The organism is Paractinoplanes aksuensis (assembly GCF_024137025.1).
Lineage (GTDB): Bacteria > Actinomycetota > Actinomycetes > Mycobacteriales > Micromonosporaceae > Actinoplanes > Actinoplanes aksuensis.
This window is the reverse complement of sequence record NZ_JAMYJR010000056.1, coordinates 46,254-69,028: the sequence shown is the minus strand read 5'-3', so window position 1 is coordinate 69,028 and position 22,775 is coordinate 46,254. Positions and strand designations below refer to the sequence as shown.

23 protein-coding genes are annotated in these 22,775 nt (G+C 72.4%); 11 read left to right on the top strand and 12 right to left on the bottom strand.

Going from position 1 to position 22,775, the window contains the following annotated elements:
• Window positions 1-51 precede the first annotated feature (51 nt).
• From M1L60_RS42735 to M1L60_RS42715, 5 genes are all read right to left on the bottom strand, one after another.
• On the bottom strand, window positions 52-1,029 hold the full coding sequence (locus tag M1L60_RS42735) for an AraC family transcriptional regulator (protein ID WP_253243333.1): 978 nt from the start codon (window positions 1,027-1,029) through the stop codon (window positions 52-54).
• Window positions 1,030-1,033: 4 nt separating this feature from the next.
• Window positions 1,034-1,834 carry an NmrA family NAD(P)-binding protein gene (locus tag M1L60_RS42730; protein WP_253243332.1) on the bottom strand — a complete coding sequence of 267 codons (801 nt, stop codon included), beginning with the start codon at window positions 1,832-1,834 and terminating at the stop codon, window positions 1,034-1,036.
• 20 nt (window positions 1,835-1,854) lie between these two features.
• Window positions 1,855-2,667 carry a serine/threonine-protein kinase gene (locus M1L60_RS42725; RefSeq protein WP_253243331.1) on the bottom strand — a complete coding sequence of 271 codons (813 nt, stop codon included), beginning with the start codon at window positions 2,665-2,667 and terminating at the stop codon, window positions 1,855-1,857.
• A gap of 2 nt (window positions 2,668-2,669) precedes the next feature.
• Window positions 2,670-3,056 (bottom strand): SPW repeat domain-containing protein, encoded by a 387-nt coding sequence (locus M1L60_RS42720; RefSeq protein ID WP_253243330.1) that lies wholly within the window; start codon window positions 3,054-3,056, stop codon window positions 2,670-2,672.
• Between the two features lie 77 nt (window positions 3,057-3,133).
• Window positions 3,134-4,036, bottom strand: coding sequence for an alpha/beta fold hydrolase (locus M1L60_RS42715; RefSeq protein ID WP_253243329.1), 903 nt, complete (start codon window positions 4,034-4,036; stop codon window positions 3,134-3,136).
• Between the two features lie 70 nt (window positions 4,037-4,106).
• On the opposite strand from M1L60_RS42715, the gene M1L60_RS42710 reads away from it, so the two are divergent.
• Window positions 4,107-4,856: a hypothetical protein gene (locus M1L60_RS42710; RefSeq protein WP_253243328.1), complete on the top strand. Its 750-nt coding sequence runs from the start codon at window positions 4,107-4,109 to the stop codon at window positions 4,854-4,856.
• On the opposite strand, the gene M1L60_RS42705 is transcribed toward M1L60_RS42710, so the two are convergent.
• Complete coding sequence (locus tag M1L60_RS42705; RefSeq protein ID WP_253243327.1) at window positions 4,843-5,013, bottom strand: hypothetical protein; 171 nt, start codon at window positions 5,011-5,013, stop codon at window positions 4,843-4,845. The genes M1L60_RS42710 and M1L60_RS42705 overlap by 14 nt on opposite strands.
• Window positions 5,010-5,492 carry a Gfo/Idh/MocA family oxidoreductase gene (locus M1L60_RS42700; RefSeq protein WP_253243326.1) on the bottom strand — a complete coding sequence of 161 codons (483 nt, stop codon included), beginning with the start codon at window positions 5,490-5,492 and terminating at the stop codon, window positions 5,010-5,012. The genes M1L60_RS42705 and M1L60_RS42700 overlap by 4 nt, the downstream gene beginning before the upstream one ends.
• Before the next feature lie 97 nt (window positions 5,493-5,589).
• Between M1L60_RS42700 and M1L60_RS42695 the strand changes: the two genes are divergently transcribed.
• Together M1L60_RS42695 and M1L60_RS42690 are read left to right on the top strand one after the other, a co-directional pair.
• Complete coding sequence (locus M1L60_RS42695) at window positions 5,590-6,591, top strand: LacI family DNA-binding transcriptional regulator (RefSeq protein WP_253243325.1); 1,002 nt, start codon at window positions 5,590-5,592, stop codon at window positions 6,589-6,591.
• 210 nt (window positions 6,592-6,801) lie between these two features.
• On the top strand, window positions 6,802-7,368 hold the full coding sequence (locus tag M1L60_RS42690; RefSeq protein ID WP_253243324.1) for a hypothetical protein: 567 nt from the start codon (window positions 6,802-6,804) through the stop codon (window positions 7,366-7,368).
• Window positions 7,369-7,440: 72 nt separating this feature from the next.
• Here M1L60_RS42690 and M1L60_RS42685 read toward each other — a convergent pair whose 3' ends face one another.
• From M1L60_RS42685 to M1L60_RS42675, 3 genes are all read right to left on the bottom strand, one after another.
• Complete coding sequence (locus M1L60_RS42685; protein ID WP_253243323.1) at window positions 7,441-10,224, bottom strand: ATP-binding protein; 2,784 nt, start codon at window positions 10,222-10,224, stop codon at window positions 7,441-7,443.
• A 336-nt stretch (window positions 10,225-10,560) separates the two neighbouring features.
• Entirely contained in the window at window positions 10,561-11,316 is a 756-nt protein-coding gene (locus M1L60_RS42680) for a hypothetical protein (RefSeq protein WP_253243322.1), read from the bottom strand.
• A gap of 366 nt (window positions 11,317-11,682) precedes the next feature.
• The gene (locus M1L60_RS42675; RefSeq protein WP_253243321.1) at window positions 11,683-11,886 is read right to left on the bottom strand and encodes a hypothetical protein; all 204 of its coding nucleotides are present in this window, start codon (window positions 11,884-11,886) and stop codon (window positions 11,683-11,685) included.
• Window positions 11,887-11,991: 105 nt separating this feature from the next.
• On the opposite strand from M1L60_RS42675, the gene M1L60_RS42670 reads away from it, so the two are divergent.
• The 4 genes from M1L60_RS42670 to M1L60_RS42655 all read left to right on the top strand — a co-directional run bounded on the left by M1L60_RS42670 (window position 11,992) and on the right by M1L60_RS42655 (window position 16,551).
• Window positions 11,992-12,183, top strand: a complete 192-nt coding sequence (locus M1L60_RS42670) for a hypothetical protein (RefSeq protein ID WP_253243320.1) — start codon at window positions 11,992-11,994, stop codon at window positions 12,181-12,183.
• A complete protein-coding gene (locus M1L60_RS42665) occupies window positions 12,180-13,016 on the top strand; it encodes a hypothetical protein (RefSeq protein ID WP_253243319.1) in 837 nt (278 codons plus the stop codon). The genes M1L60_RS42670 and M1L60_RS42665 overlap by 4 nt, the downstream gene beginning before the upstream one ends.
• Before the next feature lie 102 nt (window positions 13,017-13,118).
• Complete coding sequence (locus M1L60_RS42660; RefSeq protein WP_253243318.1) at window positions 13,119-15,872, top strand: peroxidase family protein; 2,754 nt, start codon at window positions 13,119-13,121, stop codon at window positions 15,870-15,872.
• A gap of 67 nt (window positions 15,873-15,939) precedes the next feature.
• Window positions 15,940-16,551 carry a TetR/AcrR family transcriptional regulator gene (locus M1L60_RS42655; protein ID WP_253243317.1) on the top strand — a complete coding sequence of 204 codons (612 nt, stop codon included), beginning with the start codon at window positions 15,940-15,942 and terminating at the stop codon, window positions 16,549-16,551.
• Window positions 16,552-16,573: 22 nt separating this feature from the next.
• Here the strand turns inward: M1L60_RS42655 and M1L60_RS42650 are convergent, their stop codons facing one another.
• Window positions 16,574-17,512 (bottom strand): LLM class F420-dependent oxidoreductase, encoded by a 939-nt coding sequence (locus tag M1L60_RS42650; protein ID WP_253243316.1) that lies wholly within the window; start codon window positions 17,510-17,512, stop codon window positions 16,574-16,576.
• A gap of 50 nt (window positions 17,513-17,562) precedes the next feature.
• Window positions 17,563-18,999: a methionine--tRNA ligase gene (gene metG / locus M1L60_RS42645; protein WP_253243315.1), complete on the bottom strand. Its 1,437-nt coding sequence runs from the start codon at window positions 18,997-18,999 to the stop codon at window positions 17,563-17,565.
• A 239-nt stretch (window positions 19,000-19,238) separates the two neighbouring features.
• On the opposite strand from metG, the gene M1L60_RS42640 reads away from it, so the two are divergent.
• The 4 genes from M1L60_RS42640 to M1L60_RS42625 are packed head-to-tail and all read left to right on the top strand — an operon-like array spanning window position 19,239 to window position 22,710.
• Window positions 19,239-19,772: a TetR/AcrR family transcriptional regulator gene (locus tag M1L60_RS42640; RefSeq protein ID WP_253243314.1), complete on the top strand. Its 534-nt coding sequence runs from the start codon at window positions 19,239-19,241 to the stop codon at window positions 19,770-19,772.
• A 50-nt stretch (window positions 19,773-19,822) separates the two neighbouring features.
• Window positions 19,823-20,911: a M15 family metallopeptidase gene (locus M1L60_RS42635; RefSeq protein WP_253243313.1), complete on the top strand. Its 1,089-nt coding sequence runs from the start codon at window positions 19,823-19,825 to the stop codon at window positions 20,909-20,911.
• Window positions 20,912-20,928: 17 nt separating this feature from the next.
• Entirely contained in the window at window positions 20,929-22,143 is a 1,215-nt protein-coding gene (locus tag M1L60_RS42630; protein ID WP_253243312.1) for an MFS transporter, read from the top strand.
• A gap of 12 nt (window positions 22,144-22,155) precedes the next feature.
• Complete coding sequence (locus M1L60_RS42625) at window positions 22,156-22,710, top strand: hypothetical protein (RefSeq protein ID WP_253243311.1); 555 nt, start codon at window positions 22,156-22,158, stop codon at window positions 22,708-22,710.
• The last annotated feature ends 65 nt before the right edge of the window (window positions 22,711-22,775 follow it).

Here is a 22,775-nt window from a genome sequence, read left to right as displayed (position 1 = left end):
TACCCTGCCTGGCCGGGAGGGGCCCTGCCATCGGGTCCAGCCCCCATCCGCCTACGTGAGGCGCACCACGCGGGGCAGGGGTGACGCCAGGGGCGCGAGGGCCGGGCGGCGGCGGTACTCCTGCGGGCTGACCCCGCGTTCGCGCTTGAACGCCGTGCTCAGCGCGAAGGCGCTGCCGTAACCGACGCGCCGGGCCACCGCCTCCAGCGTCGCGTCGCCCTGCCGCAGCAGGTCGGCGGCCAGGGTGAGCCGCCAGCCGGTGAGATAGGCCATCGGGGACTCGCCCACGACCTCGGTGAACCGCCGGGCCAGCGAGGCCCTCGAGACGCCCGTGCGCGCGGCCAGGGAGGCCACGGTCCACGCGTACGCCGGGTCGTCGTGAATGAGCCGCAGGGCCGGCCCGACCACGGTGTCGACCTGGGCCCGCTGCCACCCCGGAGCGTCCTCGTCGGGTGTGGCCAGCCACGAGCGCAGCACCGAGACCAGCACCAGGTCGAGCAGCCGGTCGAGCACCAGGTCCTGGGCCGGTTCGGTGCCGCTCATCTCGCGCACGAGCATGTCGATCAGCGCCCGGTCGCCGGTGCCGGCCGGCCGGATCAGCAGGCCGGGCAGCGCGTCGAGCAGCCGGCGGCTGACCTCGCTGTGGGTCTGGTAGGTGCCGCTGATCATCACGGACGCGCCGTCCGGGCCCGCGCCCCAGGAGCGGACGCCCTGGCCGGTCATCGTCATCTCGGTGCCGTCGACCGACGCGCAGCGCTGGCCGGGGTGGATGACGTTGCGGGGCGCGGTGCCGGGGGAGTCGGCCACCGTGTACGGCTCGGTGCCGTTCACCACGGCCACGTCCCCCGGCTCGATGCGGACCGGGGTCGCGTCCTGCTTCAGGATCCACGCGTCGCCCCGGACCATTGTGATCAGCGTCAGCGGCGAGCCGTCCTGGATCCGCAGCGACCACGGCGGATCCAGGATCGAGCGCATCAGGAACGCCCCGCGGGCCCGGGGCCCGTCGAGCAGTCCGGTCAGCGCGTCCATCCGCTCAGGTTAGCTGTCCCTCCGCCGCCGCCCGGGTCGCGTAGTCCGCGAAATCACGGGCCGGACGACCCAGGGCCTGGCGCACCCCGTCGGCCGGGCGCGCGTTGCGGCCGTCCAGGATGCCGCGGAACATGTCGCCCAGCTCGACCGGCAGCCCGGCCTCGCGCAGCACGTCCTCGTACTCCTCGTGGTCGATCGCGGTGTAGCGGATGTGGCGGCCGGTGGCCCGGCTCAGTTCGGTCGCGACCTCGGCGAAGGTCAGGGCCCGGGGCCCGGTCAGCTCGTAGTGCTTTTTGTCGTGTCGAGCCGGATCCGCGAGCGCCGCGGCCACCACGTCGGCGATGTCTTCGGCGTCCACGAACGGCTCGGACACGTCGCCCGCGGGCAGCCGGATGTCGCCGCTCGCGACCGCTCCGGCCAGGAAGTCCTCGCTGAAGTTCTGTGCGAACCAGCTGCACGTGACGATCGTCCAGCCCGCCCCCGAGTCCTTCACCCGCTGCTCGGCCGCCTGGGCCAGGGGCTCGCCGCGGCCCGACAGCAGCACGAGGTGCTCGACGCCGCTCTTGACGGCCAGGTCGGCCAGGGCGCCCACCTTGTCGGCCGCGCCGGGCAGCCCGAGGTCGGGATAGAAGGTGATGTAGGCGGCGCGCTGCCCGTCGAGCGCGGCCGGCCAGGTCGACTCGTCGTCCCAGTCGAACCGGGTGTCGCTGTGACGCGAGGCCACCCGTACGTCGTGGCCCTGCTCGGTGAGGCGGTCGGCGACCCGCCGTCCGGTCTTGCCGGTCCCGCCGATCAGAAGTGTCATGCTCCCCAGTACAGCGGCGTTCAGTGAGACGCTGAATGGCTCAGAGCCGCAGCGACATAAGCGAAACGCTCAGCAGTCGGGCGCTGCTCCGGTTCCAGGGCCACCGCCGCCTCGAACAGACCGGCCAGCCGGCTGGGGTGCGGCAGCACGGGGACGGGCTGCTCGACCCGGGCCGCGACCACCTCGGCCGGGTTCGGGCCGGGCCAGGCCGGGCCGCCGGTCAGGCCCGCGTGCAGCACCAGGCCGAGCGCGTAGACGTCGGTCGCCGCGGTGGCCGGACGCCCGTACAACTGCTCCGGGGCCAGGTAGGCCGGGGTGCCCCAGACCCGTCCGTCCGGGCCGACGGACGGGCCGCCCGGGCGCGCCGCGAACCCGAAGTCGACCAGCTTCGCGCCGTCCGGGCCGAGGATGATGTTGCCCGGCTTGACGTCACGGTGGACCAGGTCCCGGGCGTGGGTCGCGGCCAGTGCGCGGGCGACATCAGCACACGTACGGGCCACCTCCCGCCACGGCATCGGCCCGTGCGCCCGGATCCGTTCGGCCAGCGTGGGGCCGGGCACCAGCTCCATCACCAGGTAGGGCTGGCGCAGGCCGTCGCGCTCGGTCTCGCCGTAGTCGAGGACCCGGGCGATGTTGGGGTGGCGCAACCGGGCGCCGGTGATCGCCTCGCGGCGGACCGCGGCCCGGTGCGCGCCGCTGCCCGCCCGGTCGGGCACGAGCATCTTCACCGCCACCGGCCGCCCCAGCACCCGGTCGTCGGCCCGGCGCACCTCGGCCATGCCGCCCCGCCCGAGCGCCCCACCGAGCCGGTAGCGCCCGGCGAGCAGATCCACTCTCAGCGCCGGAACGGCCGGGCGGTCAACCCGTTGACGAACGCCAGCAGCACGACCAGGGCGCCGACCAGCATGCCGCTCCAGGCCACCCCGTGCTGCTCGTGGTAGCCCAGCACGAACGGCGCCGCCACCATCCAGGCCCCGGTCAGGGCGGCGACCGCGCTCAGGGCCCGGGACCGGTGGGGCAGCACGACCTGGGCCAGGCTGAGCACGATCAGCACCGCGCCCGCCACGACGTCGTTCCACCACGGGTAGACGCCGTGGTCGATGACGACCGGGGTGATCACCAGCCAGACGCCGCCGAGCAGCACGAACGCGATCGGCGTGAGGATGATGTCGCTACCGAGCCGGCGGGCGACCCGCGACCCCACGGCTTCTTGTGTCGGCATGTCCCACCCTCTCTGATCAGGCCTTTCGTTCAAAGGTCGGCGGGTGGCGTGGCAAAGGACCGGCGAACGTATGACAGTCACATGACGATCACCTCGCGCACCGCGTCGGCGAACGCGGCCGGCGCTTCCCGCGGCAGGTTGTGCCCGGCGTCGGCGACCTGGTGGTGCACCCGCGGGCCGGTGAAGCGGGCCGCGGTGGGGCTGCCGTCGGTGGCCGGGAAGTTGCCGTCGGCCGTCCCGTCCAGCGTCACCGCGGGCACGCTGATCGCCGGCAACGCGCTCAGCGCGGCCTCGGCCTGGGCGTGGGCCGGATCTCCCTCGGCCCGGCCCAGCCGGTGCCGGTACGAGTGGATGACGACGTCGACATGATCGGGGTTGGTGAAGGCCTCGGCCGCCCGGTCGAGCTCGGCCGCGCCGAACGCCCACTTGGGCGAGTTGCGCCGCCAGATCACCTCGGCGATCCCGCGGGCGTCCGTGCTCAGCCCGGCCCGCCCGCGCTCGGTCAGGAAATAGAAGAAGTACCAGAAACCGGCCTCCAGGTCAGGTCGCAACGGCTGCTCGGCCGCGCTGATGTCCTGGATCAGGTAACTGTTGACCGACACGATGCCGGCCACCCGCTCCGGGTGCAGGGCGGCCGCGACGCAGGCGGCGCGGCCACCCCAGTCGTACCCGGCCAGGACCGCCCGTTCGATGCCGAGCGCGTCCATCAGGGCGACCACGTCGGCCCCGAGCGCGGCCTGCTGCCCCGAGCGCGGCGTGTCCGGGCTCAGGAACCGGGTCGGCCCGTGCCCGCGCAGGTAGGGCACGATCACCCGGTGACCCGAGGCGGCCAGGTCCGGCGCCACGTCGACGTAGCTGTGGATGTCGTACGGGAACCCGTGCAACAGCAGCACCGGCGTCCCGTCCAAGGGCCCGGCCTCGTGGTACGCGACGTCGAGCACATCGGTCGTGACGTGTCGCACGGACAGCTTGTCGCTCATTTCTTTGTTCACCCCGCTAGGACCGTTGAGCGGCTCGCGTTGTGACAGGCGTTCTGGGTATAGGTCGGGGGTGGAAGACGAAGCCGGGCCGGTCCTGGCCGCGATCAGGGGCGCCTTCGGCACCAGCACGCGGCTGGCCGGCCTGGCCCCCGACCTGGTCGTACGCGACCCATCGGGCTGGGCCGAGCCCGACGCCGACCTGCTGCTCCCGGCAGCCGAGCGGCACTGGCCGGCCCAGCCGCACGTCGCCGCCGCTCTCATGTGGAAGGCTTATTCGTACTGGCTGGCCGTGCCCGCCGCCTTCAGCTGGGTGGCGGCCCGCCGGGTACCGCGCCTCACCACCGCCGACGTCCTGATCCAGCTCGACAGCCCACAGGGCCCGATCCGTCTCGGCCTGCGCAGCGCGGTGCCGGCCGCGGTGCTGCCCTCCGACCCGCTGGCCGGCCCGGGCGTGCGGGTGGCGGCGGACGACGACGCGCTGCTGGCCGAGCTGCGCCGGGTGCTCCTGGACGAGCACGCCGAGCCGCTGCTCGCCGCCGTCCAGCGCAAGGTCCGGATCGGCCGGCGCCCGCTGCTCGGCTCGCTCGCGGCCAACATCGCCCACGCGGCCCGGCACGCGGCCCGGGCCGTCCCGGGCGCCTCGACCCGCGAGGTCGGCACGCTGCTGGCCGCGCTCGGCCTCGACGACCTGGTCGAGTGGACCGCCGACCCGGCCGGCGCCGTCACGGTCACGCGGCGGACGTGCTGCCTGGCCTTCACCCTGCCCCAACCCCGCTGGTGCTCCGACTGCTGCTGCCCACCGCCCGTCAGACCGGGCTGAACGCCGCGCGGAAGCGGTCCGGCGCCTGCTCGGACGACGCCGAGGCCCAGCCCTCCAGAGCGACGACCCCGGCCGCCCAGTGCTCCACGCCGGCCACGGCCCGCTCCTCGACCGGAAGGTCCAGGAACACCATCTCCGCGCAGACGGCCAGCTTCACTTCGCCACCTCGACGACTCTTCCCGTACGGGCGGAGTCGGCTGCGGTCAGGGCGATGGCCAGGGCCGCGCGGGCGTCGTCGATCAGCGCCCGGGCCGCGACCCAGTCGGGCGCGAACCGCCGGTTGAAGCCGACCTGAAGCACCACCCCGGCCTCGCGGGCGGCGTCGATGACCCGGTCGGCGTCGGCCGAGCTCAACGCCATCGGCTTCTCGCAGAAGACGTGCTTGCCGGCCCGGGCCGCCGCCACCGCCAGGTCGGCGTGGAACCGGGCCGGGGCCGCGATGACCACCGCGTCCACCTCGGGGTCGGCCCACACCGGATCCGGGTCGGCGTACTCGCGGCCGGCCCCCAGCCGCTCGGCCGCGCCGGGCACCGGGTCGGCCACCGCGACCAGCCGCACTCCCGGCAGCCGACGGCTCAGGGTCTCGCCGTGGAACAGGCCCATCCGGCCGGACCCGATCAGCGCCACTCGCGCCATCGTCTCGCCTCCCTTTTCCTGGAACGTTCCAGGCCGAGGCAGGCCCGGTCAAGGTCCACCTTTGGAACGTTCCAGATGGTGCGATTACGCTGGGCGGGTGCGCGACGAACGCAGGGCCACGCTGACCGACGTGGCGACCCGGGCCGGTGTCTCCAAGTCCCTCGTGTCGCTGGTCATGCGGGACGAGCCCGGCGCCAGCGCCGAGACCCGCCGCCGGGTGCTGGACGCCGCCGAGCAACTCGGCTATCAGCCCGACAGCCGGGCCCGCCTGCTGCGCAGCGGCCGCAGCCGCCTGCTCGGCGTCGTGTTCGGCCTGCAGCACCCGTTCCACGCCGATCTGGTCACGGGTCTGTACGCGGCCGCCCGCGAGACCGGCTACGAGATCGCGCTGAGCGCGGTCACTCCCGGACGGGGCGAATCCGAGGCCGTCACCGGCCTGCTCCAGGACCGCTGCGAGGCCCTCATCCTGCTCGGCCCGCAGTCGTCCACGGCGAGCCTGGCCCGGCTGGCGACCCGGATGCCGGTGGTCGCGCTGGCCCGGCCCGTCCGCGACAACGGGGTCGACGTCATCCGCAGCGCCGACGCCGAGGGGCTCGCCCTGGCCGTCGAGCACCTGATCGGGCTGGGCCACCGCGAGATCACGCACATCGACGGCGGCCGGGCCCCCGGCGCCGCCGACCGCCGCCGCGGCTATCGCTCGGCGATGCGGCGGCACGGCCTGACCGAGCACGAGCGGATCGTCCCGGGCGGCCTGACCGAGTCCGAGGGCGCGGCCGCGGCCCGCACACTGCTCGAGAACCCCCCGACCGCGGTGACGGTCTTCAACGACCGCTGCGCCCTGGGCGTCCTCGACGTGGTGGCCCGGTCCGGCGTCGGCGTGCCGCACGACCTCAGCGTCGTCGGCTACGACGACAGCAGCCTGGCCCGCCTGGCCCACGTCGACCTGACCACGATCGCCCAGGACGTCGCCGTCCTGACCCGCCTGGCGGTGACCCGGGCCATCCACCGCGTCGAGGGCGCCCCGATCGACCGGCGCGAGATCGTCGTCCCGCCCCGCCTGGTCGTCCGCGGCACGACGGCCGCGCCACCCCGGCCCTGACCCATTCGGGTGGCACGCCGCGGAGGGCGAGCGCGGCCCGAGCCGCGTCGACGTCACCGCGCCCGAACAGCAGCACACCCAGGCCGAGGCGGCCTCGGCGCTGCCCGCCTCGTCCGCCCGCAACTGGGCCTCCGCGTCGCCGGGGCCGCGGCCGAACGCTCGATGCCAGTCCACCATGGCGCCGAGCCTGCCGAGACCCTTCAAGTCCAGGTGGACGACCGGAATATGCCTTCCGATACAGGTCTGATCGGACCGCAGCAAGATCCGTCGGCGGCCCGGTGCGTGTCAGACTGCCGTGCGCTCCTGATGATCCGCGGGGCCGAACTCGAGGAGACAGTCATGCCGGCGAAACGCGCACCCATTTTTCAGGCACTGTCCGCTGTGCTCGTGGCGGCATTGTCGGCCGCAGTCTGGCTCGCCTGGATGGGGTGGGACACCGAGTATCAGGTAGACCCGGTCACCGGCTCGCAGAGCGGTCCCTACGAGGCGTGGCAGGTCGCCGGCTGCGCGATCTCCCTGCTGGTCCTGCTGGTCGTCGCGCTGGTGACCGGAGTTCGGAAGGTGCTGGCGCCGACGGCACTGACCATCGGATTCACCGCGGCCTGGACGATTCAGGCGGCCCAGCAGCCGGACCAGACCGGACTGTTCGTCATCGGAGCGACATTGATCTTCGTGGGCGTCGGCCTGGCATCGGCAGTGGTCTCCGTGATCACCTACGCTCTTGGCAACCGCCGGGCCACGCCGTCCGGCGAGCCCAACTTCTCGGCCGGGCAGTGACGGCGCCGGCTCGATCAGGGACAAATGGGCATCACCGACAACGGCAAGGACCACGCCGCCTGGGCCGCCGCGCTACCGGGCCGGTTCCGGTTTGGCTGCGGAGAGCACGCCGCTCAGCTGGTTGCGGCCGGTGACGCCGAGGCGCGGGAAGAGCCGGTAGAGGCACGAGCTGACCGTGCGGGGCGACAGGAACAGCCGCTGCCCGATGTCGCGGTTGCTGAGGCCCTGCGCGGCCAGCGTGACGATCTCGAGCTCGCGGGCCGAAAGGTCGTCCAGCACTGACGTACGGCGGGCGGCCGGCTCCCCGGTCGCCCGGAGCGCTACTTCGGCCGCCTCGGACCACGGGCGTACGCCCATCCGGTCGAACCCGTCGCGGGCCGTGCGCAGCGGCTCGCGCGAGTCGAGGTAGCGCCGCTGCCGGCGCAGCCATCGGCCATGGTGCAGGTGCAGCCGAGCCCGGGCCAGCGCGCCCGCGGCCGGAAGCTCCGCTAGCGCCCACGCGTACCGCTGCTCGGCCTCGTCGTCCGACGCCAGCACCGCGGCACTGTAGACAGCCGCGATCACCATCATCTCCGACGGCAGCTGCCGGGCCAGCTCGGGCAACCCGGCCAGCACGTGCCGCGCGTCCTCGACGGCGCCGGCCGCCACCGCGGCGTCGGCCAGGTCGGCCACCGCCCGCCACTTCGTGATCGGATAGGCACCGGTGCCGTCGAACACCGTCCGTAGTGCGTCGTACGCCTCGGCGGCCCGCCCGTCCAGCAGCGCCAGCAACCCGGTCGCCTGCCGCTCGAGCGCGACGGCCAGCGGCAACTGCTCCAGCCCGGGGCGGGTGCGAAGGTCGAGCAGCCGCCGCGCCGCCGTCTCGGTCTCGCCCCGCAGCCCGGCGATCAGGGCCGCGGCACCGGTCAGGCCCTGCCAGATGGGGGTGTCGCCGGCCCGGTCGGCCAGCTCGCGCCCCTCGGCCGACTCGGACTCGGCCTGGTCCAGCCGGCCCAGGTCGATGCGGACCCAGCTGCCCACCAGCGACCGTGCGAGCTGCCCCAGGCGGCCCTCGCGCCGGCGCACGGCGGCGGCCCGGCCGAAGAACCGGGCACACTGGCTGAGGTCGCCGAGCGCCAGCGCGGCGCTGCCCAGGTAGTGCAGGGCGTGGTCGTCGGTCAGCTCGGGCCGGGCGTCGGCCAGCCGGGCCAGCGGATCGGCGCCCCGCCCGAACGGGTCGGCGTGGGCCAGCACAGCCAGCCGCACCGGGTCGTCCGGGCCCAGCGCCCAGCGGTCCAGCTCGGCCGTCACCTCGGTGCGGGTACGGTCCGGCGGTTCCTGGATGCTGCACCGGATCGCGGCCCGCCACAGCAGCTCCTCGGCCACCTCGGTCGCGCCCTCGTCGCGGGCCCGCCGGGCCGCCCCGACCATCTCGCCGATGCGCTGCGGCACCTCGCTGGTCTCGATCGTCGCGCCGTCCGAGACCAGCATCAGCCGTCCCCGTTCGACCACACCGGCCACCCGCAGATCGGCCCGCTCGAGCAGGCTGCGGGCCCGTTCACGCTCGCTGAGGCGGCCGGCCAGCTCGGCCGCGCGCACCAGCAGCATCGTGCCGCGCCGGGCGTCGCCGGTCAGCTCGGCCGCGCGGCGCAGGGCCGGCAGCGCGGCGGCGGCCCGGCCGTTGGCCAGCGCCTCGTCGGCGAACGCCTCGAGCCGCGCGGCCAGCCGGTCGTCGCGGCCGGTGGTGGCGGCGGCCTCGTGCGTCAGCCGGCGTTCCGGGTCGTCGCCGAGAGTCTCGGCCAGCAGGCGGTGGGCGGTCACCCGGTCGTACGGCCGGGCCTGGGCGTAAATGGCCGAGCGCATGAGCGGATGCCCGAACAGGGGACGGCCCTCGGTCAGCCCGATCAGCCCGGCGTCGATCGCCTCCTGCACCGCGTCCATCGTGACCGGCACCCCGGCCAGTCGCTCGGCCAGTGAGATCAACCGACCCAGGGGAGCGGTGGGCTCGGCCGCGAGCATGAGCAGGAAGGCCCGGCAGGCCGGGGTGGCCAGCGCGGTGCGGGCGCCGAACGACGCCTCCAGGCGGCGGGTCAAAGGCAGATCCTCCTGCCCGTACGACTCCTGGGACACCGCCTTGGGCAGCTCGACCAGGGCGAGCGGGTTGCCCTCGGCCCGCCGCAGCACCAGATCCCGCAGCGCGGGGGCCAGGCCCGGCGAGCGGTCGTCCAAGAGCTCGGCGGCCTCCGGGCCGGGCAACGCCCGCAAACCCAGAGCGGCGTACGAGCCGAACAGCTCGGGGCGGTTCGTCCGGGCCGCCCCGACGATGAGCAGGCGGTGCCCGGCGGCCCGACGGGCGACGAAGCCGAGCACCTCGCGGCTCAGCCCGTCGATCCACTGCAGGTCGTCGGCCGCCACCAGCACCGGACCGCGCGCGGTGGCGCCGGCCAGCACCTCCAGCAGCCCGAGGGCGACCCGGTAGACCTGGGGTTCCCGGCCGACCGCGGCTTCCCGTTCGACCGCGGCTTCCCGTTCGACCGCGGCTTCCCGTTCGACCGCGGCTTCCCGAGTGGGCGCGGCGAACGTGTCGAGCAGAGCGAGCCGGTGGGCGGATGGTTGCCGCTCGATCTCGCGGGCCAGCGGCTGAAGCAGCAGGTGCAGCGCGGCGAAAGGGAAGAGCCGCTCGGTCTCGACCCCGGCCAGCGGCAGCACGGTGAAACCGCGGCGGCGCGCCTCGTCACCGAGGTGGCTCAGCAGGGCCGACTTTCCTACCCCGGCCGGGCCGTACAACAGCACGGCCGAACCGTGCCCGGCCGTGGTCTCGTCGAGCACCCGGCCCAGGGTCTCGATCTCGTTGTCCCGCCCGATCAGAACCGGCATGCCGCCTCCCGTCGTCGTCTCGACTCCGGGAAAAGCTACCGCCGCCCAATGCGTATTAAGTTCGTGCTCATCTGCTCTCTCCGGTGCCTGTCGCCGCAGGTCATCCGCGGTGCGCGGCTTTGCGCTCGTCGCGCCGACTCACATGACCGGTGCGGCCTCGGCGTGGTGGGCGGTGGGGCGCGTCTGCGGCTCGGGGTCGAGAAGTTCGGGGAGTCACGCGGGTCTGTGCAGTTCAGATGGCCGGTGTGGGCATGGCGTGGCGGGTGGTCGGGATGGTCGGGCGCGTCTGACGCGCGGGGACGGCGAGTTCGGGGGAGTCGTGCTGGCTGGTACCGGTCAGATGGCGGGTGCGGGCACGGTGTGGCGGGTGGTGCGGGCGGTCGGGCGTGCGTGGGGGACGGGGACGACGCGGGCTTCGGCGGCGAGCGCCTCGCGGGTCAGGCTGTTGCTGGCGCGGCGGGCCGCGTCGGCGTCGTGCCAGGCGGTGCGCTCGGCGATGACGGCCTGCTCGTAGCGCTGCCGCAGCCAGGCGACCGAGGCGCGGGTGATGACCAGGTGCTGGTCGACCGGGTGCAGGCGGGCGTCCCAGCCGGCCCGCTCGGCCAGGGCGTCGGCCACCGCGGCGGTGGGCAGGTCGCCCCGGGCGGCCGCGGCGGTCACCTCGACGTGCAGGTAGCGCTGGCGGGCCGCGTACTCGTCGCACGTGCGCACCGACCACGGCGTGCCCCAGGCGGCGGCCGCGGTGGCGGTGCGCAGGCGGGCGTCGGCGTCGAGCCAGGCCGCGTACGCGTCGTTCAGTTCCGTCTCGGACCGCTCCCACGCCGCCTGCCGGCGCTGGGCACCGGCCTCGGCCCGGTCGGCGGCAACCCTTACCTCGTCGGCGAATCGGGCTGCTTCGGCGATCTGCTCGCGGGCGGTGGTGGTGTGGTGGCCGCGCAGGGCGGCGACGAACTCCTGGGCCGCCTGGCGGGGGCGGCGCATCGCCTCGGGGCTGCCCAGCACCAGGAGGGCCGGGAAGGTGAGCAGGATCAGCAGGGCCCAGATGGCCATGGGGGTGGGCTGGGTGAGCAGCATTTCCGCAACCACGTTCATGGTGTGAGAGTCCGTCCGTTCGCGTAACAGTCCAGGTGGGGTGGTCGGGTCGAGCGGTTGATCAGTCGTTCTTGGATGCGGTCATGGCCGCCAGGCTGGCTGTCGCCTCGAAGGCCCATCGATCCGTTTCGCTGCGCATTGCCGGCGACCGGGACCGCCGACTTCGGTGACGGTCAGGCCGGACCGACGACCGCCGGCGGCTGAGCTGAGGCGAGGAACGTCGGAAAGGCGACGGCCGGTGCAGCCAGCGTCGGAAGCGCGACGGCCGGCGCGGTGAGCGTCAGAACTGCGACGGCCGATGCGGCGAGCGTCAGAACTGCGACAGCCGGTGCGGCGAGCGTCGGAAGTGCGACGGTCAGGCGACGGTCAGGCAGCGGCCGGAGGCGCGCGCGAGCCGCGGACGCCGGCGGTGAACTGGGGCCGGAGGCCGGCCGTCCGAGTGGTCGGCAGCGGCTGAGCCACCACGGCGACCAGCGTCGTGGCGAGCCGCCCGCGACGGCGGTGAGCAGCAACGACGGCGATGACAGCGACGATCGTCAAGATCGCTGTCAGCACTGCCGCGGTCACCATGCGTACACCCTAGCTGTTGTGGTGGTGACCCCTGGGGCCGCCCCGCCGTTGTTTCGGCAGCGGATCTTGCGGGTAGTCGGCGGAAAGCGACAAAAAGGAGACGTGATGCCCGAGCTCAGCCTGCCCACCGACCCGGACAAGTACCCGCCTCTGGACCCGGGTGCGCCCATCCCCGACGACCCGGGTGAGCTGGAGCCCGACAGTCCTGACCCGCTGCCCCCGGCGCCCGTCGAGCCGATCGTGGAGCCTGACGTCGAGCCCGCGCCGGAACCGGGTGGGGTGCCCGAACCGGCTTGAACCCCGCTGATATCTTCGTCGCCGCCACCGATCGGCACGAGTCGATCAGGGCGACTCAATTCGGGGGAAACATCAACATGAAGGTCAACTTCACCGGCGCGGTGGTCGTGCTCGCCTCGGCCGCCCTGCTGGCTACCGGATGTGCTGGTCAGAGCGACGACAAGGGCAGCGCGGGCAATCCCGCGGGCCAGGCCACCTCGGCCGCGCCGGCCACCAACGGCGTCGAGGCGCTCGAGGCCGAGCAGATCTTGGACAAGGCGAAAGCCGCTCTCAAGAAGGCCGGCTCGTTCCACATGAAGGGTGACATCGTCACCGACGGGGACAAGATGGGCCTCGACTTCAAGACCGACGGCACCAAGATCAAGGGCAAGCTGTCGATGGGCGGCCCGAGCGTCGAGCTGCTCGAGGTCGACGGCAAACGCTACATCCGGCCCGACGCCGAGTTCTGGGGCATGGGCGGCGGCAAGGCGCAGGGCGAGCAGATGGCCAAGCTGGTCGGCGAGCGCTGGGTCGAGGTCAAGCAGGGCGACAAGGACTCGGCCGACATGTTCGGCTTCTCCGACATCGACTCGATGCTCGACGCCGAGGGTAAGGTCACCAAGGGCACGGTCAAGGACGTCAAGGGCAAGCCCGCGATCGGCCTGGTCGACAACTCGAAGGACGGCGGCACGCTCTACATCGCCACCACCGGCGAGCCCTACCCGCTGCGCATCGAGAGCAAGGACGCGACCGAGGGCGGCCTCGACTTCACCGAGTTCGGCGCCGAGTTCGCCGACATCGTGGCCCCGGCCGCGAAGGACGTCGTCGACCTCGAAAAGCTCATGGGTAAGTAAAACGACACCCCGGGATTGCGCGGCGCCACTAGGGTTTCTGGTGGCCCGCGCGATCGGGAACAGCTCGGCGACGCGGCCGCACTCCGAAGTGGAGGCGCGCGGATGACGACGGCGACAAAAGCGCAGTGGCACGAGGCTTTCCTGGGCGGCTCGCCCGAGGTCGAACGGGTGATCTTCGACCGGGTGGCCCAGCAGATCATGCTGACCCAGCTGAGGAACCGCCCGGCCCGGGGCGCGCCGATCGTGGCCGGCTTCCAGGCCAAGGGCACGTACGCGGTCGACGACGCCCACCTGCGCTTCGTCGACGACCTGCCGCCCGAACTGCAGGTCGGCTTCGCCCGCCCCGGCGCGGCCTATCGCACCTCGGTCCGGTTCAGCAACGCCGAGGGCCGCATCCTCGACGACCGCGAACCCGACCTGCGCGGCGCCGCCCTGCGGATCACCGTCACCGAGGACGAGCAGCACGACCTGCTGATGACCAACGCGCCGGTCTCGCACGCCCGCGACGCCCGCCAGTTCGCCGAGTTCGCGCTGGCCACAGCGGGCGGCGGGGTCGGCCGCTACACCGGCCTGGTCAAACTGGCCTTCGTGCTGGGCCCGGCCGAGGCGGCCCGCATGGTCCGCAACGTCGTGGCTGCGCGCCGCCGCATCACCAGCGTGGCCACCGAGACGTACTGGAGCCGCACCCCCATCACGTGGGGCGCCGAACTGGCCGTGCAATATCTGCTGCGCCCCGTGCCCGATGCGCCCGAGGGCGGCGAACGCGACAGCCCCGACTTCCTGAGCGCCGAGATGGAAGCCCGCTTGTCCCGCGGCGACGTGCAGTTCGAACTCTGCGTGCAGCGCTACCGCAACCCCGAAGAGACCCCGATCGAGGACGCCGCCGTCGATTGGCGTACGCCCGGAGCCCCGCCCGAGCCGGTGGCCGTGCTCACCATCCGCACCGGTTCGTGCGACAACCCGGTCGTGCACGGGCTCCGCTTCAACCCGTGGAACACCACCGACGACTTCCGCCCGCTCGGCAACCTCAACCGGTCACGCAAGGCCGCGTACGACGCCAGTGCCGCCCACCGCGACCGCCACCGCTGGCTGACCGAGGTGCCCACCCGCAACCGTGTGGCGAGCGCCGCCATGCGCCAGGCATTCGGGGCCGTCAACCGCTTCCGCCCGTGGCACCGCCTGCCCGACGCGCTGGCCCTGCTCAACCTGGCCGCGCTGCGAGACGGCCTGCGCCGCCACAACCTCATGGACACGCAAGCGAAAGAGGCACCCCCACGCGTACGCCAGGTGCCCCCGCCCATCCGCGATGAACAGCGCGAATTCCGTACGCACGAGGGTCGTTTCAACGATCTGTCCGAGCCCGGCATGGGCGCCGCCGGGTCCGGTTTCGGCCGCAACGTGCCCGCCGACCGCCGGCCCGACCTGGACGACGAGCCCAACCCCGTGACGGTGAGCGAACAGCTGCTGCGCCGCGAGACGTTCCGACCCGCGACCAACCTGAATGTGCTGGCCGCAGCCTGGATCCAGTTCCAGGTGCACGACTGGGTGGTGCACGCCCGCCACCCCCTGGGCGTCGACGACATACGAGTGCCCCTGCCCGACAACGCGCCCGGCTGGGCCAACACACCCGGCGCCCCGCTGGAACGCGAAATGCGCATCGCAGGCGACAGAATGCCCTCGGTCAACGTGGCCTCCCACTGGTGGGACGGCTCCGAGGTGTACGGCACCGACCCCGACCTGCTGCTAAGCGACGGCCCGAAACTGCGGCTGACCCCCGAGGGATACCTGCCCCTGGACGTGAACGGTTCCGAGATCACCGGCTTCAACGAGGCGTGGTGGCTGGGCCTGAGCGCCATGCACACACTCTTCGCCCGCGAACACAATCTGCTGTGCGACCACCTGAAGGACCGCAACCCCGACTGGGACGACGAACGGCTCTACCGGACGGCCCGCCTGATCGTGGCCGCCCTGATCGCGAAGATCCACACCGTCGAGTGGACCCCGGCCATGCTGGCCACGAACGTCCTCGACCGAGCCATGAACGGCAACTGGAACGGCGTGCCACCCAAGGACTGGCTGAGCCGGGCCGCCCTGTGGCTGACCGATGCCAACGCCCTGCGCGGCATCCCGGGAACAATCCCCGACCACCACGGCACCCCGTTCTCGCTGACCGAGGACTTCGTCACGGTCTACCGCATGCACCCCCTGATCCCGGACGACTACACCTTCCACAGCCCCGCCGGAGCCGACCTGGGCCCCCGCACCTTCACCGACCTGCAAGGCTCCCGCGCCGACGACGAACTACGCGCCATGGGGTTGAGCAACGTCCTGTACTCGTTCGGGACGGCCCACCCGGGCGCCATCACGCTGCACAACTACCCGCGGGCGCTGCTGACCCTGGAACGTGGGGGCGAGCGGATCGACCTGTCCGTGGTCGACCTGGTCCGCACCCGCCGCCGAGCAGTGCCCCGCTACAACGACTTCCGGGCGGCCTTGCACATGCCGCGGATCGAGCGGTGGGAGCAAATGAGCCCTGATCCGGCGATCGTGCAGCAGCTGAGCTCGATCTACCGCAGCGTCGACGAGGTGGACACCATGGTCGGTCTGCTCGCCGAGACGCCGCCGGACGGGTTCGCGTTCTCCGACACCGCCTTCCGGGTCTTCATCCTGATGGCCTCGCGGCGCTTGCAGAGCGACCGGTTCCTCACTGTCGACTACCGCCCCGAGCTCTACACCCGGTTCGGGCTCGACTGGATCGCCGGCACCACGATGAAATCACTCATCCAGCGCCACAGTCCCGAGCTGGCGGCAGCCGTGCCGGACAACGCTTTCAAACCCTGGCCCGGACCTCGGTAGCGCTCCACCGCCGCCTTTCTGTACTGATCGGTTACAGTTGAGGGTCGCCGGGGTGGGGAGATGCGGGATGGCGCAGGTGCGGGAGCGGGGGCGGCCGCGGGGGTTCGATGCCGAGGCGGCGCTCGATCGGGCCATCGTGGTGTTCTGGCGGCACGGGTACGAAGGGGCGTCACTGGGCGATCTGACGGCGGCCATGGGGATCAATCGGCCGAGCCTGTATGCGGCGTACGGGAACAAGGAGGAGCTGTTTCGGCTGGCGGTGACTCGGTACGCCGAGGTTGACATGGCGTACGTCCGGTCGGCGCTGGCGCAGCCCACGGCGTACGCGGTGATCGAGGACTTTCTGCGGGCCAACGTCGAGGCGCTGACCCGGCCCGATCGGCCCGCCGGGTGTTTGTCGATCCAGGGTGGTATCGCGTCGGGCAGTGACGACGGGCGGATCGCGGAGTTCCTGGCGACCAGCCGGCGGGCGGGGGAGCAGGCCCTGGCCGACCGCCTGGCCCGGGCGGTGGACGAGGGGGACCTGCCGGCGGGGACCGACCCGGCGGGGCTTGCGCGCTATGTGATGACCGTCAGTGAGGGCAACGCCGTGCATGCCGCGGCCGGGGTCGAGCGGGCCAGCCTGCACACCACCGTCGACTTCGCCCTGAAGGCCGTCCCGGGCCGGGCGCGCAGCTGACTCACGCCCGGCGCCGAGGTGGCTATGCCACGAGGGGCTTGAGGGCGGCGCCGACCGCGGCGACCACGCCGGGGCGGTGGCCGTTGCGGATCAGGTTGATGCAGACGCCGCCGACGCCGGCGTCGAGGACGCGTTCCTTGATCTGTTCGGCGACCTGGTCGGGGGTGCCGAGGAAGGCGCGGTTGCGGCGGTCGTCGGGGATGGTCTCGCCGAGTTCCTTGGCCTCCTGCTCGGTCTCGCCGACCATGCCCATGATCAGGAAGCTGGTGGCCAGGGTCTCCGGGTCGCGGCCGATCTCTTCGCAGCGCTGCCGCAGCACCGAGATCTTGTGGGGCAGCACGTCCAGGTCGCAGATGATGTTCATGTGGTCGGCGAAGCGGGCGGCCAGCCGGAACGTCTTCTGCTCGCCCGAGCCGCCCAGCATGATCGGTACGGTGTCGCGTACGCGGGGATTGTTCATGGCATTGCGGGCCTGATACCACTGGCCGTCGAGGGTGCCCTCCTGGCCGCGCAGCATCGGCGTGATGATCGTGAGCGCCTCCTCGAGCCGTTCGAAGCGCTGCCCGAACGTGCCGAACTCGAAGCCCATGTCGTGGTGCTCGCGCTCGAACCAGCCGGCCCCGAGGCCCAGCACGGCGCGGCCCTTCGACACGACGTCGAGCGTGGTCACGGTCTTGGCGAGCAGGGCCGGGTTCCGGTACGTGTTTCCGGTGACCAAGGTCGACAACTGCACGGTCGACGTGGCCGAGGCGAGCGCGCCGAGCGTCGTATAGGCCTCGAGCATGTTGTCGGACGGGTCGCCGATGCCGGGCAGTTGATAGAAGTGGTCCATCACCAGCACGGTGTCGAAGCCGGACGCCTCGGCCTCGCGGGCCTGGGCGGCCACGGTCTCGAACAGGTTCTCGTTCGGGACGCCGGGATAGGTGAAGTTCGGGATCTGATAGCCGAGCCGGATCGTCACTGTTGCCCCTGTCGTGGAAGATCTGCAACCAATGTAAGAGCCTACTCACATCAGTCCCAGCGGGGGAAGACGGGACCGGTCGGACCGCCGCCGAGCTGTTCCCGGAGGCGGCGCGCGCCGCTGGGAATGAAGGGCTCGAGCTCGTCGGCCAGGACCCCGCAGGTGTGTACGAGGGTGGCCAGAACCTCGTCCAGGCCGGAGTCCCGGGTCAGTCGCCAGGGCTGCTCGGCCTCGACGTACCGGTTGGCCCGATCGACGACGTCGATGATCGCACCGGTCGCCGCGCGGAAGTCGAAGTCGCCCAGAGCGCGATCGATGCGGGCCGGCAGATCGCCGGCCGGCTCGTCGCTCGGCGGGGCCGCGACCTGCCCGGCGCTGCGCTTGTGGACCAGGGCCAGGGTGCGGTGGACCAGGTTACCCAGCGCGTGCGCGAGGTCGCGGTTGGCGCAGTGCACCAGTCGCTCGACGGTGAAGTCCGTGTCGCCCACCGGTGGGACCTCGCGCAGCAGCCACCACCGCAGCGCGTCGGGGCCGTGGCGCTCGACCAGCGCGGTGGGGTCGACGGTGTTGCCGAGGCTCTTCGACAACTTGACGCCCTCGGCGGTGAGGTAGTCGTGCACGAAAATGGTCGTCGGCAGCGGCTGCCCGGCTGACAGCAGCAGGGCCAGCCAGTGCACGGCGTGGAACCGCACGATGCCCTTGCCGATCACGTGCACCCGTTCCGCGGCGCCCGGCCACCATTTCTCGTACGCCGGATCGCCCGTGCCGTAACCCAGGGCGGTCACGTAGTTGGCCAGGGCGTCCCACCATACGTAGACGACCTGATCCGGGTCGCCGGGCACCTCGATGCCCCAGCCGCCGGCCCGCGCGGCCGGGCGGGAGACGCTGATGTCGGCCAGCCCGGCCCGCACGAACGCGAGGACCTCGTTGCGGCGGGCCGCCGGCGCGATCCGCACCTGACCGGATTCGAGCACTTCGAGCACCCTCTGTTGGTAGCGCGAGAGGCGGAAGAACCAGTTGCTTTCCCGTACGGTGTCCGGCTCCTGCCCGTGCTCCGGGCAGAGCCCGCCGGGCAGTTCGGCCGGGGTATAGAACTGTTCGCAACCGGTGCAGTAGAGCCCGGTGTAGCTGTGGCGATAGAAGTCGCCGGCCTCGGCGCTCCGGTGCCACAGTCGTCGCACCCCGGCCGCGTGGCGCGGGTCGGTGCTGGTCGCGATGAAGTCGTCGAACGACAACGCCAGGGGCTCGCGCAGCGCGGCGAAACGGGCGGCATTGGCGGCCACGAAAGTCGCGGTGTCGACGCCGGCGGCGCGGGCCGCGCTGACGTTCTTGAGGGCGTTGTCGTCGGTGCCGGTCAGGAAACGCACCCGCTGACCGCGCTGTCGGCGGTGCCGGGCCAGCACGTCGGCCTGCACCAACTCGAGCGCGTGGCCCAGGTGTGGGGCAGCATTGACGTACGGAATGGCGGTTGTGACATAGAACGACATGGTTCCTCCTCCGCCCGGCCGCGCAGCAAGGCCGGTGGCGGATGAGAAACCAGGCCCTCGCGCGGCGGGGACCTGGTCGTCGAGATTCGTGCTAGCGCACGCCGAACAGCCCCGGAGCGGGGCGCATCATGCGGAGTCGGCTGGGCTGCATGAAACCGAGGGTGGCAGCGCGCGCGAAGGCCGGCAAACGATTATCGATGCGACGGCTAACCTTGCTACTTCGAGCGGAGGGGAGGGACATGGGCTACCACCACGGTGATCTGCGGGCCGCGCTGATCCGGACGAGTTTCGAGCTGCTCGCCGAGTGCGGGCTGTCGAAGTTCTCGGTCGCCGCCGTCGCCCGCCGCCTGGGGGTGAGCTCGGCCGCGCCGTACCGGCACTTTCCCGACCGCGACCACCTGCTCAGCGCCGTCTCGGCGGCCGCTGCGAGTGACCTGCGCGAGGCCATGCTCACGGCCGTCGCCGCGAACCCGGACGACGGCCTGGCCGCGGCGGCCGGGGCGTACGTGAGATATGTGGTTCGCACCGGCGCCGGCATCCATGTCATCTTCGCCACCGAGCTGTACGCGCTGCCCGACGACGCGCGCCGCGAGCAGACCCGGGCCCTGATGACCACGATGCTCGACCTCACCGGCCACGACGTGCGCCTGCTCGAGGCCACCCTGGCCGTCGCCCACGGCTACGCCTCCCTGATCCAGCAGCACTTCTTCAGTAAAGACACCGTCGACGACGTGGCCGACCGAGCTGCGGCCGCGGCCCGCGCACTGGTTTAGCAACCCGGCGGCACCGGAAGGGGCACCCGAGGGGCCGGAGTCTCTTCCGGGTGACGACACGACAGGAACTCCGACCGAATCCGCGGATTCGCGCCCGAGCCCGCCGGGCCATCACCGCTCCGATCTTCGCGGCGCTCGCCGTCGGGCTGGCGGTCGGCGCCAACCCGGTCCCGGTCCAGGCCGCGCCGCCCGCGGTGGCCCAGGAGTGGGGGTCGCTGATGTATCGCAGCCTGACCCGCCAGCAGACCCTGGCTACCCTGCGCTCGAACCTGACGATGCAGCAGACCGCGGCCGTGACTCGCAACCGCGAGGTGGCCGCGGCGACCACGGCCCTGACCGCTGCCCAGAACCAGGTGACCAGCGCCGGCACCGGCCTCACGGCGGCCCGGGCGCGGCAGGCCGGCGCTCAGACCGGTCTGGCCACCGCCCAGCAGAACCTGACCAAGGCCCAGAAGAAGCGCCCGGTGAGCAAGGCCGCGGTGACCAAGGCCAAGAACGCGGTCGCCGCCGCGGGCCGGGCCCTGGCCGTGCGCAGGACGCAGACCCAGACGGCGGCCACGACGCTGGTGACCGCCCAGGCCACGGCCCGTACGGCCGCCGGCACGCTCACCGCCGCCACCACCGCCCGGGAGGCGCTGGCGGCCGCGCTGGCCGTCACCCAGAACCGCATCGCCACCCTGCCCACCGCGGGCGACTACGCGACCAAGGCCGCCACCATGAGCAAGGACGTCGTCAACCAGACGCGGCCCGGGTTCGTCGTGGCCGACACGATGACGGTCTACGGCACGACCGTGCACAAGAGCGTCGCGTACGCCTTCAAGCGCATGGTCGACGACGCCCGGGCCAACGGCATCGCCATCTCGGGCGGCGGTTTCCGCACCAAGGAACGCCAGATCGAACTGCGGAAGATCAACGGCTGCCCGGACGTGTGGACCGCGCCGAGCTCGTCCTGCCGGGTTCCCACGGCGGTGCCGGGGCGGTCGCTGCACGAGCTCGGGATGGCCGTCGACATCACGTCGGGCGGCAAGACCCTGACCCGGTCCAGCCCGGCCTACAAGTGGCTGGTGCTGCACGCCAAGGCGTACGGCTTCGTGAACCTGCCCTCCGAGCCGTGGCACTGGTCGATCACGGGCGGCTGACCCGGTAGCCTGCCCGCGTGGCGGCGGCTGGTTGGCGGGCGGATTTCCGGCGCCGGTGGGCGGCCTACGCGACGAGTGAGTTCGGCAGCGCCCTGGGGTATTCGGCGCTGCCGATCGTCGCCGTGCTGGTGCTGGGGGTGGCCGACTTCCAGGTGTCGCTGCTGACGGTGCTGGCCGGGGTGGTCAGCGCGGTGGTGGCGCTGCCGCTCGGGCCGTGGATCGAGCACCACCGCAAGCTGCCGGTGATGGTCGCGGCCGACCTGGTGCGTTTCGCGGCCGTGGTGTCGGTGCCGGTGGCGGCCGTGGCCGGGCTGCTCAGCTACTGGCAGTTGTGCGTGGTGGCGGTGGCGCAGATGGCGGCCCGGCTGGCCTTCGACTCGGCCGGGACAGCCCAATTGCGTACGCTCGTGCCCGCCCCGCACCGGGCCGAGGCCAACGGCAAGTTCGAGACGACGATGTGGACGGCCAACGCGGCCGGCCCGCCCGTCGGGGGCGTGCTGATCTCGTGGCTGGGCGCCACCGCGACGATGGTGCTCGACGCGATCAGCTTCCTGGTGTCGGCCCTGACCCTGCGCGGCCTGCGCGACTCGGAACCGGCGCCGCCGACCCGCGAGCCCCAGCATCACTGGCTGCGCGAGATCACCGGCGGCTGGCGCTACATCTTCGCCCACCGCGGCCTGGCCCTGCTGTTCTGGAACTCGATGATCTTCGGCGGCTGCATCATGGCCCTCGTGCCGCTGCTGGCCGTGTTCGTGCTGCGCGACCTGGGGCTGCCGGCCTGGCAGTACGGCCTGATCAGCGGGGTCTCCGGGGTGGCCGGCGTGCTGGGGTCGCTGCTGGCCGGCCCGATCCGCCGGCGCCTGGGCGAGCACCGGTTGCTGCTGCTGGGCGGGGTCGGGCGCAACCTGTGGCTCGGCCTGATCCCGCTGGCCCCGGCGGCTTCGGTAACGGGGTTCGCCCTGGTCACCGCGGCCGAGTTCCTGATGGTGCTGTTCGCCGGCATGTTCAGCCCGACGTTCGCCACCTACCGCATGAACGCCACCGACGACACTCACATGTCCCGCGTCGTCATGGCTTGGTCCATCACCAACAAGGTCGTCCAGCCGCTGTGCATCGCCGCCGCCGGCGCCTTGGCCGCGCTGACGTCGGCCCGCACCGCCATCACCGTCCTGGCCGCGATCCTGCTGACCGGCATCGCACTATTGCCGTGGCGTGCCCCCGAGCCGTCCTGAGATCCTGCCCGGGTGTCCGATCCGCAGTTCGTCTCCATGTATTCGGTGCCGGGACAGGCATGGCACTACGAAGGCCCCGGCCTCACCGTGATCATTCCGGACGCCACCCCCGGCGACGGCCCGTTCACGCCCGTGGACGCGAGCCGCGCCCGGGTGGCGGTCGCTGACGGGTCGTCGTTGTCGTGGCCCGAGCTGACCCGCTTCATCGAGTTGGTCGAGGAGACCGGCGACATCCGCTCCAACGCCGAGACGCCGGCGGTAACCGGAGACCTCGCTCTCACCCTCGACACCTGGAGCTTCGAGGATCGGACGTTCGAGGTGCATTCCTTCCACCTCGGCGATCACGATTGCTGGTGTTACGAGCTCTACCAGACGAGCCCGCCCGAGGACGGCCACGACTACCTCGAGGTACACGTCCCCGACGCCCAGCCGGACGGCGGTCCTTGCGATCAGGCTTGGTCCCTGCGTGGGTCATCCCCCGCTCCCGAACCTCGGCCAGGTTGCGCGACGGTGGGGGTCGGCTCGGTGCGCGTCGGGCTGGGCGGGGCGGTGGCGGTGGGCAGGTGACACGGGCGGTGCTGTGACAGGGGGCGTGTCAGAGGCGTGTCAGGGTGGTGACAGGGGTCGGCCCG